13 protein-coding genes and 1 tRNA gene are annotated in these 14,555 nt (G+C 56.6%); 12 read left to right on the top strand and 2 right to left on the bottom strand.

Annotated elements, in window-relative coordinates; genetic code table 11:
- Positions 1–122 precede the first annotated feature (122 nt).
- From NYE85_RS04005 to yjfF, 5 genes are all read left to right on the top strand, one after another.
- Positions 123–198 (top strand) — tRNA-Trp (locus NYE85_RS04005).
- A gap of 303 nt (positions 199–501) precedes the next feature.
- Complete coding sequence (gene ytfQ / locus NYE85_RS04000; RefSeq protein WP_259003086.1) at positions 502–1,458, top strand: galactofuranose ABC transporter, galactofuranose-binding protein YtfQ; 957 nt, start codon at positions 502–504, stop codon at positions 1,456–1,458.
- A 16-nt stretch (positions 1,459–1,474) separates the two neighbouring features.
- Positions 1,475–2,983, top strand: a complete 1,509-nt coding sequence (gene ytfR / locus NYE85_RS03995; protein ID WP_259003085.1) for a galactofuranose ABC transporter, ATP-binding protein YtfR — start codon at positions 1,475–1,477, stop codon at positions 2,981–2,983.
- Positions 2,980–4,002, top strand: coding sequence for a galactofuranose ABC transporter, ATP-binding protein YtfT (gene ytfT, locus NYE85_RS03990; protein WP_309600848.1), 1,023 nt, complete (start codon positions 2,980–2,982; stop codon positions 4,000–4,002). Before ytfR ends, ytfT begins: the two co-directional genes overlap by 4 nt.
- The gene (yjfF, locus tag NYE85_RS03985; protein WP_259003084.1) at positions 3,999–4,988 is read left to right on the top strand and encodes a galactofuranose ABC transporter, permease protein YjfF; all 990 of its coding nucleotides are present in this window, start codon (positions 3,999–4,001) and stop codon (positions 4,986–4,988) included. The genes ytfT and yjfF overlap by 4 nt, the downstream gene beginning before the upstream one ends.
- 4 nt (positions 4,989–4,992) lie before the next feature.
- Here the strand turns inward: yjfF and hdfR are convergent, their stop codons facing one another.
- Positions 4,993–5,820, bottom strand: a complete 828-nt coding sequence (gene hdfR / locus NYE85_RS03980) for an HTH-type transcriptional regulator HdfR (protein ID WP_259003082.1) — start codon at positions 5,818–5,820, stop codon at positions 4,993–4,995.
- A gap of 119 nt (positions 5,821–5,939) precedes the next feature.
- On the opposite strand from hdfR, the gene NYE85_RS03975 reads away from it, so the two are divergent.
- Positions 5,940–6,278 carry a DUF413 domain-containing protein gene (locus NYE85_RS03975; RefSeq protein ID WP_039991394.1) on the top strand — a complete coding sequence of 113 codons (339 nt, stop codon included), beginning with the start codon at positions 5,940–5,942 and terminating at the stop codon, positions 6,276–6,278.
- 26 nt (positions 6,279–6,304) lie between these two features.
- On the opposite strand, the gene NYE85_RS03970 is transcribed toward NYE85_RS03975, so the two are convergent.
- Positions 6,305–7,825 carry a YifB family Mg chelatase-like AAA ATPase gene (locus NYE85_RS03970; RefSeq protein WP_259003079.1) on the bottom strand — a complete coding sequence of 507 codons (1,521 nt, stop codon included), beginning with the start codon at positions 7,823–7,825 and terminating at the stop codon, positions 6,305–6,307.
- A gap of 341 nt (positions 7,826–8,166) precedes the next feature.
- Here NYE85_RS03970 and NYE85_RS03965 point away from each other — a divergent pair, with 341 nt between their 5' ends.
- The 6 genes from NYE85_RS03965 (at position 8,167) to ilvD (ending at position 14,553) form a co-directional block, all read left to right on the top strand.
- Entirely contained in the window at positions 8,167–9,399 is a 1,233-nt protein-coding gene (locus NYE85_RS03965) for an MFS transporter (protein ID WP_259003077.1), read from the top strand.
- 132 nt (positions 9,400–9,531) lie between these two features.
- A complete protein-coding gene (gene ilvL / locus NYE85_RS03960; protein WP_015962288.1) occupies positions 9,532–9,630 on the top strand; it encodes an ilv operon leader peptide in 99 nt (32 codons plus the stop codon).
- Between the two features lie 142 nt (positions 9,631–9,772).
- A complete protein-coding gene (gene ilvG, locus NYE85_RS03955; protein WP_259003075.1) occupies positions 9,773–11,419 on the top strand; it encodes an acetolactate synthase 2 catalytic subunit in 1,647 nt (548 codons plus the stop codon).
- Positions 11,416–11,673 carry an acetolactate synthase 2 small subunit gene (ilvM, locus tag NYE85_RS03950; RefSeq protein ID WP_004956463.1) on the top strand — a complete coding sequence of 86 codons (258 nt, stop codon included), beginning with the start codon at positions 11,416–11,418 and terminating at the stop codon, positions 11,671–11,673. Before ilvG ends, ilvM begins: the two co-directional genes overlap by 4 nt.
- A gap of 21 nt (positions 11,674–11,694) precedes the next feature.
- Entirely contained in the window at positions 11,695–12,621 is a 927-nt protein-coding gene (gene ilvE / locus NYE85_RS03945) for a branched-chain-amino-acid transaminase (protein WP_259003072.1), read from the top strand.
- 81 nt (positions 12,622–12,702) lie between these two features.
- The gene (ilvD, locus tag NYE85_RS03940; protein ID WP_259003071.1) at positions 12,703–14,553 is read left to right on the top strand and encodes a dihydroxy-acid dehydratase; all 1,851 of its coding nucleotides are present in this window, start codon (positions 12,703–12,705) and stop codon (positions 14,551–14,553) included.
- Positions 14,554–14,555: the final 2 nt, after the last annotated feature.

Raw genomic sequence — 14,555 nt, 5'->3', positions numbered from 1 at the left:
TAGTTCAGTTGGTTAGAATACCTGCCTGTCACGCAGGGGGTCGCGGGTTCGAGCCCCGTCCGTTCCGCCACTTAATTACATTATGCCTGCTTACCTAGCAGGCGTAATGGTAAGCGTAATATAGGGGCGTAGCTCAGTTGGTAGAGCACCGGTCTCCAAAACCGGGTGTCGCGAGTTCGAGTCTCTCCGCCCCTGCCATATTAAGAACCCTTTGCGAAAGCAAAGGGTTTTTTTTGCTTTTCACTTTCCTGCCATCCTGCCCACTGCGTTGAAAGCTTGCCTGATTCTCCATTCGGAAACGTTCCCAATTTAGACTTTTTTAGCTGAATTCATGTACAAATTGATTGTTCTCCTGCGTTGTGACGGCGCTCATTATTCCTGCGCCAATTTGGTCTAAACCTAATGGGCGCCTGCATTATTTAGCGCCCAACATCACCAGTGTGAAAACAACAACATCATCTCTGCCCGTGTAGTTATCGTGAGCGGAGCCAGGAGAACAACATGCACAAGCGTTTATTGTTAGCGGTCGCCGTAAGCGGCATCTTGATGGGAACCGTTCAGGCGGCCCCTCTTGTGGTGGGCTTTTCCCAGATTGGTTCAGAATCCGGCTGGCGTTCGGCAGAAACCAAAGTTTCCAAACAGGAAGCGGAAAAACGCGGGATTACGCTGAAGATTGCTGATGCACAGCAAAAACAGGAAAACCAGATCAAGGCAGTGAGATCGTTTATCGCTCAGGGCGTTGATGCCATTTTCATTGCGCCAGTGGTCGCCACCGGCTGGAGTCCGGTATTGCAGGAAGCCAAGGAAGCCAAAATCCCGGTGTTTCTGCTGGATCGGATGATCGAAGTGAGCGACCCATCGCTGTATACCGCTGCGGTTGCCTCTGACAGCGTACACGAAGGCAAAGTGGCCGGTGACTGGTTAGTGAAAGAGGTGGCCGGTAAACCCTGCAACGTGGTGGAACTACAAGGCACGGTCGGCTCCAGCGTGGCGATTAACCGCAAAAAAGGTTTTGCTGACGGGGTCGCTGCGGCCAGCAACGTGAAGATTGTCCGTTCGCAATCCGGCGACTTTACCCGCTCGAAGGGCAAAGAAGTGATGGAAAGTTTCATCAAGGCGGAGCAGAACGGCAAGAACATTTGTGCGGTTTATGCGCATAACGACGATATGGCCATCGGTGCCATCCAGGCGATCAAAGAGGCCGGCCTGAAGCCGGGTTCACAAATCAAGGTCGTTTCTATCGACGGGGTGCCGGATATCTTCAAAGCGATGATGAACGGTGAAGCCAATGCGACGGTAGAACTGACGCCAAACATGGCTGGCCCGGCATTCGACGCACTGCTGGCCATGAAAAAAGACGGCACTCAGCCGCCTAAATTCATCCAGACCGAATCGAAACTGCTGCAGCCGGATACTGCCAAGCAGGAATTCGACATGAAAAAGAGCATGGGCTATTAACCAGCGGCGGACGTGAATGATGGCCAATGATCTGTTAGCAATTAAAGGGCTTTCCGTCGAATTCCCAGGGGTAAAAGCCCTGGATCAGGTGGATCTGTCCGTGCGCAGTGGTGAAGTGATGGCGTTGCTCGGTGAGAATGGCGCCGGCAAGTCCACCTTAATCAAGGCATTGACCGGCGTTTATTCACGTTCTGCCGGCGACATCTGGCTGGATGGGACGTTGATTGCGCCGCAGAGTACCGCTCAGGCGCAATCATTAGGCATCGGTACGGTATATCAGGAGGTGAATCTGTTGCCGAACCTGTCGGTGGCTGCCAATCTGTTTCTTGGCCGTGAGCCGACGCGTTTCGGACTGGTTGATCAACGCAGGTTGCAACAGCAGGCAGTTCAGTTACTGCAAGGCTACGGCCTGCCGCTGGATGTCAGCCAGCCGTTGGGGAACTACTCGATCGCCATTCAGCAGATCGTTGCGATCGCTCGTGCGGTCGATCTTTCGGCCAAGGTGTTGATCCTCGACGAACCTACTGCCAGCCTGGACGCGAAAGAAGTCACCATGCTGTTGGCTATTCTGAGCCAGCTTAAAGCCCGGGGAATGGGCATGATCTTCGTTACCCACTTCCTCGATCAGGTGTATCGCATCAGCGATCGTATTACCGTGCTGCGTAATGGCAAGCTGGTTGGCACCAAATCCGTTGCCGAGCTGCCGCGTATCGAACTGGTGCAAATGATGCTGGGCCACAGTTTCGATGAAGAGCTGTTGAAGCGGGGAGAGCACGAGGCGGTAACTGCGGCACCGTTGGTCGAATTCAACGGCTATGGGCGGCGCGGCCTGGTGGAACCGTTTGATCTGTCGATACGTCCGGGTGAAATCGTCGGTCTCGCGGGATTGCTGGGATCGGGGCGCACCGAAACCGCGCAGCTGATTTTTGGCATCAAGGCGCAGGACAGCGGTACGGCAAAGGTCGCTGGTAAAACCGTCGCGATTCGCTCACCGCGCAAAGCCGCCAGCCTTGGTTTTGGCTATTGCCCCGAGGATCGCAAGACCGACGGTATCGTGGGAGCGGCAACGGTGCGCGAAAATATTATCCTGGCCTTACAGGCGCAGCGTGGCTGGCTGCGTCCGCTCCCATTGCGTGAGCAAACCCGCATTGCCGAAAGCTTTATTCAACTGTTGGGCATTCGCACCCCTGGCCCGGAACAGCAAATCCAATATCTTTCCGGTGGCAACCAGCAGAAAGTGTTGCTGTCACGCTGGTTGGCGACCAATCCGCGCTTTTTGATTCTGGATGAGCCGACCCGTGGCATCGATGTGGGTGCGCATGCGGAAATCATTCGCCTGATCGAACGGTTGTGCAGCGAAGGCCTGGCGTTGCTGGTGATCTCCTCTGAGCTGGAGGAACTGGCAGGCTACGCCGATCGGATCGTAGTACTGCGCGACAGACGACATGTCGCCCAGTTGGATCATGACGCGATCGGCGTGCCGGCCATTATGCAGGCGATCGCCGTGCAGCAGGAGACGGTATGAACCAAAGGAGCTTTTTCATGACCGGCGAGCCACGTAAAGTCAGATGGATATTACCGGCCGGCGCAACACAGGTCGGCGCCCTATTGGCCATTCTGTTGATCGATAGCCTGGTCGCCCCGCATTTTTTCTCTATTCATATCCAGGACGGGCGACTGTTCGGCAGCCTGATTGATATTTTTAATCGTGGGGCGCCGGTTGCCCTGCTTGCATTGGGCATGACACTGGTGATCGCGACCGGCGGTATCGATCTGTCGGTTGGGGCGGTGATGGCGATCGCCGGCGCGACGGCGGCAACGCTGACCAGCGCAGGCTATCCGTTGGGTTATGTTTTGGCGGCGGCGTTGGCCGCAGGTGTGCTATGCGGGCTATGGAACGGCTTTCTGGTGGCGATACTGAAGATCCAGCCAATTGTCGCGACGCTGATGCTGATGGTCGCAGGACGCGGTATCGCCCAGTTGATCACCGAAGGTCAGATTGTCACCTTTGAACGTGCCGGGTTGGCGCAGTTGGGCAGCGGCGCGCTGATGTATTTACCGATGCCGATTATTATTGCCGCACTGATGCTGTTAATGATTTGGCTGTTAACGCGTAAAACCGCGCTCGGTCTGTTTATCGAATCGGTGGGCATCAACCTGCGCTCGGCACACCATGCCGGAGTCAGTACCCAATGGGTAGTGATGGCGGTATATGTGATCTGCGGCCTGTGTGCCGCCGTGGCCGGAGTGATCGTGACGGCGGACATTCGCGGTGCCGATGCCAACAATGCCGGTCTGTGGCTGGAGCTGGACGCAATTCTGGCGGTGGTGATTGGCGGCGGCTCGCTGCTTGGCGGTCGTTTCAATCTGGCATTGTCGGTCATCGGTGCGTTAATTATTCAGGGGATGAACACCGGTATTCTGTTATCTGGCTACCGGCCGGAATTTAACCTGGTGCTGAAAGCGTTGGTGGTGTTGGCGGTGCTGATGGTGCAATCACCCAGCCTGTCGTGGCGGCGCCTGCTGCGGAGACCCAAGACATGATGAAGCGCAATTTGCCGTTATTGATCACCATTGCGGTGTTTCTGCTGGGCTACGGCTTTTGTCTTAGCCAGTTTCCCGGCTTTGCCTCGACGCGAGTGTGGTGCGATTTACTGACCGACAACGCGTTTCTCGGCATTGTCGCAGTGGGCATGACGTTTGTTATCCTGTCTGGCGGTATCGATCTGTCGGTCGGTTCGGTCATTGCCTTTACTGGGGTACTGCTCGCCAAGCTGATTGGCAGCGGTATCGATCCGCTGTATGCGTTTGCCATTGCCTTATTGCTGGGAGCATCGTTTGGCGCGCTGATGGGATGGATCATTGATGCGCTGAAATTACCGGCGTTTATCATCACGCTGGCAGGCATGTTTTTTGTGCGTGGCATGAGCTTTATCGTCTCCGAAGAATCGATCCCCATCGATCATCCGCTGTATGCCACACTGGCCAACTATGCCTGGAAGTTGCCGGGCGGTGGGCGCTTTACCCTGCTGGCGCTGGTGATGCTGCTGGTAGTGGCCCTGGGGATGGTGCTGGCGCATCGCAGCCGTTTTGGGCATAACGTGTATGCAATTGGTGGCAACCGGATATCCGCTGGGCTGATGGGAGTGCCGGTGCAACGCACGACGGTGCTGATTTATATGCTGTCCGGCACCTTGGCGGCGTTGTCAGGGATTGTTTTTTCCCTGTATACCTCGGCCGGCTATGCATTGGCAGCCAGTGGTGTGGAACTGGACGCCATTGCCGCCGTGGTGATTGGCGGTACGTTGCTGACCGGCGGCGTCGGCACCATTCTCGGCACGCTGTTCGGCGTGCTGATACAAGGATTGATCCAGAGTTATATTACCTTCGACGGCACGCTTAGCTCATGGTGGACCAAAATCGTCATCGGCATCTTGCTGTTCTGCTTTATTGGCCTTCAGAAGGCGTTGAGCGCGTTTTGGCTCTCAAGACGCTCAAGACCCCGCCATCCAACTCTGAAGCCGTCATAGCGCGTTATGCTGCGGTGTTTAAAGGTATTTTCAGCAGTTGGCGAATAAGCGGCTGCTGATCGCTGTTTTGCAACCAGACGGCATACAGCGGGCGAACGATGGTGGGCACGTCGGGAGTTGCCTCCAGATGGGGGTAGGCCTTATCCCATTGACTTGGCAAAAAGGCACAGCCGCCGGTGGTATCCAGCAGCTGTCGCGTCAGGTGCGCCGAGGTGGTGGTCAGCACCGGCATGGTATCGCTGTCCAGCATACGGCTTTCCTGTTGATGGAAATCTGCGCCCCATTCCAGCTTGATGTACGGCATCGGCGCTTGCCGGTTGCGCTGCGAAGATGCGAACAGCCGCAGTGAGAAGTTCCCCAGCAGCTGGCTTGCCAGTTCATCCATCTTTGGCGGCTCGGTGGTAATCAGCAAATCGAGCTGCCGTTCATGCAGCTGTTTTACCAGCGAATGTCGCAATGCCACTCTGGCTTCCAGCTGTAGCGCTTCACGCTGTTGATAAAGCGATTGCAGCCACGGCGTCAGATAGGCCTCCCACAACGAGGCGGTGGCACCGATCGACAGTTCGCTGTGTTGCAGCGACCGCACCACTTCTTTTTTTGCCAGTTGCCAGGTACTCATCAGGCTTTCCGCATACGGCAGCAGACGTTCTCCGGCCGGCGTCAGACGGATATTATTGCGATGGCGGGTGAACAAATTTGCACCCAATTGATTTTCCAACTGACGGATACGAAAACTGACCGCCGACTGCGTCAGGTACAAGGATTCTGCGGCCCGGCCAAAGTGACGCGTTCTACTGACCTCCAAAAAGGTTTTCAGTAATTCGGTATCCACAGCTATCTCCAAAAATTTTTGTCGTTAAGATTTAAATGTTTTGTTTTACACAATGTCAAGCCTATCTAATACTCCGCGCCATAAACAGCACGGCCATGAGAGAATTAGGAGCGTGTCAGATGGCGGATAGCTTCACCACGACCAATCGTTTTTTTGATAATAAACACTATCCTCGCGGGTTCTCCCGTCACGGCGATTTCACCATTAAAGAAGCGCAATTGCTAGAGCGCTTTGGATATGCGTTCAATGAGCTGGACGCCGGAAAACGCCAGCCAGCCACTGAAGAAGAACAGCTGTTCGTCGCAGTGTGCCGCGGTGAGCGCGAGCCGGTAACCGAGCAGGAAAAAGTATGGTCTAAATATCTGGCGCGCACTCGCCGCCCGAAAAAATTCCATACGCTGTCCGGCGGTAAACCGCAGGCGGATGCGGTGGAAGATTACACCGACAGCGACGATTAAAAATCATGGGGCTTCGGCCCCATTTTTTATTCCAGGCTGCGGTGCAACTGCATTAACAGGCGATCCATGCAGCGATAGCTCAATGCTTCGCTAACATGACGTCGAGTGACAGTATCGTCGCCCAGCAGATCGGCCAGCGTACGCGCCACTTTTAAAATGCGGTGCCAGGCTCGCACCGACAGCCCCAATGCGTTCAACGTAGCCTCTAGGTATTTGGCGTCCTCAGGCCGTAGGCGGCAGTCTCGGTCTACTTCACGATTATCCAGCAACGCATTGACCTTACCCGCTCGGCGCAGTTGACGCTCACGCGCCAGCAACACCCGTTCACGCACCTGACAGCTGCCTTCACTGGCGCTGCGCTGCTGGCTGAGCATGCCGGGCGGCAACAGCGGCACTTCTATCGACAAATCGAAACGATCGAGAAACGGCCCGGACAGCCGCCCCAGATAGCGTAATATCTGCTGGGGCGGCGTGCGGTTGTGCATGCCTTGATAATGGCCGGTTGGGCTGGGGTTCATGGCGGCGATTAACTGCACTCGAGCAGGAAAACGCACTTTGGCGCTGGCGCGTGAAATCACGATCTCACCCGATTCGAGTGGCTCGCGTAGCGCATCCAGTACCCGTCGCTCAAATTCGGGCAACTCATCCAGAAACAGCACGCCGTTATGCGCCATGGATATCTCGCCCGGACGCGGCAGCGAACCACCGCCGACCAGTGCTGCCATTGACGCACTGTGGTGCGGGGCGCGAAACGGCCGCTGCCGCCACGGCAGCGAGGAAGCAGGGTGATGCAGCAGACTGGCAACGGCGACGCTTTCCAGCGCCTCGCAATCGGTCAACGGTGGTAGCAAGCTGGTCAATCGACTGGCCAACATGGTTTTACCGGTGCCTGGTGGACCGAGCAATAGCAGGTTGTGGCCGCCGGCTGCGGCGATCTCCAGCGCGCGCTTGGCTTGCTCTTGGCCGATGATGTCGCTGAGATCGCCGCGCGTCGTGACCGGAGCGGCAGGCGGGGCGACGGCGGGTGGCAGGTGACTCTTGCCCTGTAAAAATGCGCAGGCTTCCAGCAGGTGGTTGGCTACCCGAGCCTTGCCGCCGGGGATCAAACCCACTTCACCGCTGTTTTCGCTGGCAAGGATCAGACTTCGGCCGGCCTGCTCTGCCGCCAGCGCCGCCGGTATGGCACCGTGGACTGCCCGTAACGCACCGGACAGCGCCAGTTCGCCAAGGAATTCATATTCAGCCAGCCGATCGACAGGCAACTGTTCGGAGGCGGCGAGGATCGCCAATGCAATGGGTAAATCGTAACGCCCGCCTTCTTTAGGCAAATCCGCCGGTGCCAGATTAACGGTAATGCGCTTGGCCGGAAAGGTGAAGCCGTTATTGAGCAACGCGCTGCGCACCCGATCGCGCGCTTCCTTGACCGTAGTTTCAGGCAACCCGACCAGCGCCAGCGTGGGCAATCCGTTGCTGATATGCACTTCCACCGTGACCGACGGGGCCTGAACGCCATAAAGGGCGCGGGTATAGACAACCGCTAGCGACATAGAACTCTCCTTGCTGAGAGCCATAACGTGCCAGTTAACCTTGTAACATGCAGTGCCCTATCGCTGAGACTGCGTACTGTCTCCCAATAAAAATATTGAATTTCAATAAGAAACGCTTTTTTTACGCGTTATCTCGCAGCTTGCCGCAATACCTCCTAACACTTACACGATCGCTGCAACAAATTAGCATGCTAAGCAAGTTGCAACCTGAGGGTTAATGGGTGTATTTAACAATTGTTTAAAATAACCATCATGTTTTTAACAATGCCTGACCGCCGCGCATTCAGACGCGGCAGCCATAGAACCTCAATGACTTCGTACTCAACGATAGGGATAACGTTATGTTTGGTTGGACCTCGCTGCAACGCAATGCAGCCATCGCCAGCTTTTCCAGTTGGACGCTCGACGCTTTTGATTTCTTCGTGCTGGTTTTCCTGCTGAGTGATATCGCACAGGCGTTTCATGTCGGTATGGAAGAAGTCACGCTGGCCATTTTACTGACGCTGGCGGTACGGCCGATTGGCGCATTGCTGTTTGGTCGCGCGGCGGAGAAGTACGGGCGCAAACCGATTCTGATGCTCAATATCGTCTTTTTCTCGGTTTTTGAGCTGCTCTCTGCCGCTGCGCCATCGCTGACGGTATTCCTGATATTGCGCGTGCTATACGGGGTCGCGATGGGGGGGATCTGGGGCGTGGCCTCATCGCTGGCGATGGAAACCATTCCGGATCGCTCACGGGGTCTGATGTCCGGTATTTTCCAGGCTGGTTACCCGTTTGGCTATTTGCTGGCGGCAGTGGTTTATGGCCTGCTGTTTGACGTGGTGGGGTGGCGCGGCATGTTTGTCATCGGTGCGCTGCCGATTCTGCTGTTGCCGTTTATTTATTATTTTGTCCAGGAATCACCGGTGTGGATGGCGGCGCGAGAACGCAAGGAAAGCACCGCGTTGCTGCCGGTGCTGAAGAGCCATTGGAAGCTGTGTATTTATCTGGTATTGCTGATGGCGGCATTCAATTTCTTCTCGCACGGCACGCAGGATATGTATCCGGTGTTTTTGAAAGTCCAGCACGGTTTCTCCCCTGAAACCGTCAGTATCATCGCCATTAGCTACAATATCGCGTCAATTATCGGCGGAGTGCTGTTTGGCGTGCTGTCGGAAAAAATCGGTCGCAAGAAGGCGATTATCATCGCTGCGCTGTTGGCGCTTCCGGTGATTCCGCTGTGGGCTTTTTCCAGCGGTTCACTGATGCTGGGGCTCGGGGCGTTTCTGATGCAGTTTATGGTGCAGGGCGCCTGGGGAGTGGTGCCGACCTATCTTAATGAGCTGGTGCCGAGCAATACGCGCGCCGTGCTGCCGGGATTTGTCTATCAGTTGGGTAATTTGATTGCGTCGGTCAATGCGACCTTACAGGCCACCATCGCCGAACGTCATGGCCATAACTACGGCATGGCGATGGCAATCATTGCTGGTACGGTGGCTATCGTAATTGCCGTGCTGATGTTTTTTGGCAAGGACACGCGTGGCAAAGCGATCGCCGGTACGGTCAAAGTACCGAAAGTGCACGCTAACGTTTGAAAACGCAGCACTTTGCTTGAGGTATGACCAGGCCGCGTCGAATAATAACGCAAAAAAATGTTGTCACGCCGCGCATGACTATGGTACCTCTGTAGGTATTAGTTCGACACGAGCACAGTGAACAACCCTATTATGAAAGCCTTTGCCCAAGTGATTAGCCTAGTCGTGATTAGCGTGGTGGTGATTATTATCCCACCGTGCGGGGCTGCACTTGGACGAAGAATGGCTTAGAAAACAAGCCAGAATCGCAAGAGAACCCCCGCACCGTCAGGTCCGGGGGTTTTTTATTGGCAAGAGAAAAGTGAAGTGAGGAGCAGAGAATGTACAACAGAATAAAATCCTGCAAATCCCGCAAGATGGCGGGGGAATAACCATGAATGGTGCTCAGTGGGTGGTTCAAGCGTTGCGTGCGCAGGGTGTTGATACGGTATTCGGCTATCCGGGCGGTGCAATCATGCCGGTCTACGATGCGTTGTATGACGGTGGGGTGGAACATCTGCTGTGCCGCCACGAGCAAGGCGCCGCCATGGCGGCCATCGGTTATGCGCGCGCCACCGGTAAAACCGGCGTATGTATCGCCACCTCCGGCCCGGGCGCCACCAATCTGATCACCGGTCTGGCCGATGCTCTGCTGGATTCGGTACCGGTTGTCGCCATCACCGGCCAGGTAGGGTCACAGCTGATCGGTACTGATGCTTTCCAGGAGATCGACGTGCTGGGCCTGTCGTTGGCCTGTACCAAGCACAGTTTCCTGGTGGAGTCGCTGGAGGCACTGCCTGGCATCATGGCTGAGGCATTCGCCATCGCTGCCAGTGGCCGCCCAGGGCCGGTACTGATCGATATCCCCAAAGACATTCAATTGGCGCAAGGCGATTTGCCGCCACACCTGATGCCGGTCGAGGATGAGTTCTGCCACCCGACCGAGGCACTGGCGCAGGCTGCCACGCTGTTGGTGCAGGCGAAAAAACCGGTGTTGTACGTCGGCGGCGGCGTTGGTATGGCGCAGGCGGTACCGGCATTGCGCGAGTTTATCGCCATGACGCACATCCCGGCAGTTGCGACGCTGAAGGGTCTGGGTGCCCCTGACGCCCGACATGCGTATTACCTCGGCATGCTGGGCATGCATGGCACCAAAGCGGCCAACCTGGCGGTGCAGGAGTGCGATCTGCTGGTGGCGGTCGGCGCGCGTTTTGACGATCGCGTCACCGGCAAGTTGAATGCCTTTGCTCCGCATGCCAAGGTGATCCACATGGATATCGATCCGGCGGAAATGAACAAACTGCGTCAGGCGCACGTGGCGCTGCAGGGTGATTTGAAAACGCTGCTGCCGGCCCTGCAGCAGCCGCTGCAGATTGCCGGTTGGCAACAGCGGGTCGCCGAACTGAAACAGGACCACACCTGGCGTTACGATCATCCCGGCCAGCCGATCTACGCGCCACTGCTGCTCAAGCAGTTGTCCGAGCGCATGCCGGCTAATACGGTGGTGACAACCGACGTCGGCCAGCATCAGATGTGGACCGCACAGCACATGTGCTTCGACCGCCCGGAGAACTTCATTACCTCCAGCGGTCTGGGCACCATGGGCTTTGGCGTTCCCGCCGCGGTGGGCGCCCAGGTGGCGCGCCCGGACGACATGGTGATCTGCGTGTCGGGGGATGGCTCTTTCATGATGAACGTGCAGGAGCTGGGCACCATAAAACGCAAGGGGTTGCCGCTGAAAATCGTGTTACTGGACAACCAGCGGTTGGGCATGGTTCGCCAGTGGCAGCAACTGTTCTTTGACGGGCGCTACAGTGAAACCAACCTGTCTGATAACCCCGATTTTCTGATGCTGGCCAGCGCCTTCGGCATTCCCGGCCAGCGTATTACCCGTAAAGACCAGGTCGCAGACGCACTCGACGCCTTGCTCAACAGCGAAGGGCCTTATCTGTTGCAGGTTTCCATTGATGAACTCGAAAACGTCTGGCCGTTGGTACCGCCGGGCGCAGGCAACGAAACCATGTTGGAGAAAGTATCATGATGCAGCATCAACTCTCGATCCAGGCCCGCTTTCGCCCAGAAATGTTAGAGCGCGTATTGCGCGTCGTGCGTCATCGCGGCTTTCAGGTTTGTGCTATGAATATGGCTGCTGGCCTGAATAGCGACAATATCAATATTGAATTGACCGTTGCCAGCCAGCGTCCGGTGGACTTACTGTCATCACAATTAAGCAAACTGATGGATGTCTCCCGAGTAGATATCCAGCAGCAAACATCACAACAAATACGCGCCTAAAGCGAAAGAAGGAAAAGAACAATGACGAGCAAAGCCGATTATATTTGGTTCAATGGTGAGATGGTTCCTTGGGCTGACGCCAAAGTGCACGTGATGTCTCACGCGCTGCACTACGGCACTTCGGTGTTTGAAGGGGTGCGTTGTTATGATTCGCACAAAGGCCCGGTCGTGTTCCGCCATCGTGAACACATGCAGCGTTTGCATGATTCGGCAAAAATTTACCGCATGCCGGTGTCGCAAAGCGTGGATGAGCTGATGGAAGCCTGCCGCGCCACGCTGCGTAAAAATAATCTGGTCAGCGCCTATATTCGCCCGCTGGTGTTCGTCGGCGACGTGGGTATGGGGGTGAATCCGCCGGCCGGCTACCAGACAGACGTGATTATCGCGGCGTTTCCTTGGGGCGCATATCTGGGTGAAGAAGCGCTGGATCAAGGCATCGACGCGATGGTTTCCTCTTGGCAACGTGTTGCGCCAAACACCATTCCAACCGCGGCCAAAGCCGGCGGTAACTACCTGTCCTCGTTGCTGGTGGGTAGCGAAGCGCGCCGCCATGGTTATCAGGAGGGCATTGCGCTGGACGTGCACGGCTATATCTCCGAAGGTGCGGGTGAAAACCTGTTTGAAGTCAAAGACGGCGTACTGTTCACCCCGCCGTTTACCTCATCGGCACTGCCGGGCATCACCCGTGACGCGATCATCAAGCTGGCGAAGGACATGGGCTTTGAAGTACGTGAGCAGGTGCTGTCGCGCGAGTCGCTGTACCTGGCTGACGAAGTATTCATGTCCGGTACCGCAGCGGAAATCACGCCGGTTCGCAGCGTTGACGGCATTCAGGTCGGCATTGGTAAGTGCGGCCCAGTCACCAAACAGATCCAGCAGGCATTCTTTGGCCTGTTTACCGGTAAAACCGAAGATAAATACGGCTGGTTAGATCCAATCAACGCATAAGCCATAACGACAGACAGACATCATGTCCGTGCGGTTCGTTCGCCGCTCGGACAAAACAGCCTATATTGGAGTGAAAAGAGCATGCCTAAGTTACGTTCAGCCACCACCACCCACGGCCGCAATATGGCGGGCGCCCGCGCATTATGGCGCGCGACCGGCATGACCGACGCCGATTTCGGCAAGCCGATCATTGCGGTGGTCAACTCCTTCACCCAGTTCGTGCCAGGCCACGTGCATTTGCGCGATCTGGGCAAGCTGGTTGCCGAGCAGATCGAAGCGTCCGGCGGCGTGGCGAAAGAGTTCAACACCATTGCCGTGGATGACGGCATTGCCATGGGCCACGGTGGCATGCTCTATTCGCTGCCTTCGCGCGAACTGATTGCCGATTCGGTGGAATACATGGTCAATGCGCACTGCGCGGATGCGATGGTGTGCATTTCCAACTGCGACAAAATCACCCCAGGGATGCTGATGGCGTCGCTGCGTTTGAATATTCCGGTGATTTTCGTGTCCGGCGGTCCGATGGAAGCCGGTAAAACCAAGCTGTCTGACAAGATCATCAAACTGGATCTGATCGATGCGATGATTCAAGGGGCCAACCCGAACGTCAGCGATGCCGACAGTGAACAGATTGAACGCTCCGCCTGCCCAACCTGCGGTTCTTGTTCCGGCATGTTCACCGCCAACTCGATGAACTGTCTGACCGAAGCTCTGGGGCTGTCTCAGCCTGGCAACGGCTCGCTGCTGGCGACCCACGCCGATCGTAAGGACCTGTTCCTCAACGCCGGTAAACGCATCGTCGAACTGACCAAACGTTATTATCAGCAAGATGACGAAACCGCGCTGCCGCGTAATATCGCCAACAAGGCGGCGTTCGAAAATGCCATGACGCTGGATATCGCCATGGGCGGCTCGACCAACACCGTGCTGCACCTGTTGGCGGCGGCGCAGGAAGGCGAAATCGATTTCACCATGGCGGACATCGATCGCCTGTCTCGCAAGGTGCCGCACCTGTGCAAAGTGGCACCGAGCACGCAGAAATACCATATGGAAGACGTTCACCGTGCCGGCGGAGTGATCGGCATTCTTGGCGAGCTGGATCGCGCCGAACTGCTGAACCGCGACGTCAGCAACGTGTTGGGCCTTAACCTGCCGCAGACGCTGGATGCCTATGACGTCATGCTGACCAGTGACGAAAGCGTGAAGAAAATGTACTCGGCCGGCCCGGCGGGTATCCGCACCACGCAGGCATTTTCGCAGGACTGCCGTTGGGATTCGCTGGACACCGATCGCCAGGAAGGCTGCATTCGTACCCGCGAGCACGCCTATAGCCAGGATGGCGGGTTGGCGGTGCTGTATGGCAATCTGGCCGAAGATGGCTGCATCGTGAAGACCGCCGGTGTGGATAAGGACAGTCTGACCTTCCGCGGGCCGGCCAAAGTGTATGAAAGCCAGGAAGATGCGGTGGACGCGATCCTCGGCGGCAAAGTGGTGGCGGGCGACGTAGTAGTGATCCGCTATGAAGGGCCGAAGGGTGGGCCGGGGATGCAGGAAATGCTGTACCCGACCACCTACCTGAAATCCATGGGGCTGGGCAAGTCTTGCGCACTGATTACCGACGGGCGATTTTCCGGCGGTACCTCCGGCCTGTCTATCGGCCATGCTTCGCCGGAAGCGGCGAGCGGCGGCGTCATTGGGCTGGTGCAGGACGGCGACATGATTGATATCGACATTCCAAACCGCGGCATCGTGCTGGATGTAGCGGACCGCGAACTGGCGGCCCGTCGTGAAGCCGAACTGGCACGGGGTGATGCGGCCTGGACGCCAAAAGCCCGTGAGCGTCAGGTGTCCTATGCACTGCGCGCTTACGCGACGCTGGCAACCAGCGCCGACAAGGGTGCGGTACGCGACAAGAGCAAGCTGGGAGGCTAAGC

The organism is Serratia sp. AKBS12 (assembly GCF_024793895.1).
GTDB lineage: Bacteria > Pseudomonadota > Gammaproteobacteria > Enterobacterales > Enterobacteriaceae > Serratia_F.
The sequence above is the reverse complement of the archived record's forward strand: the minus strand, read 5'-3'. Positions and strand labels throughout refer to the sequence as shown.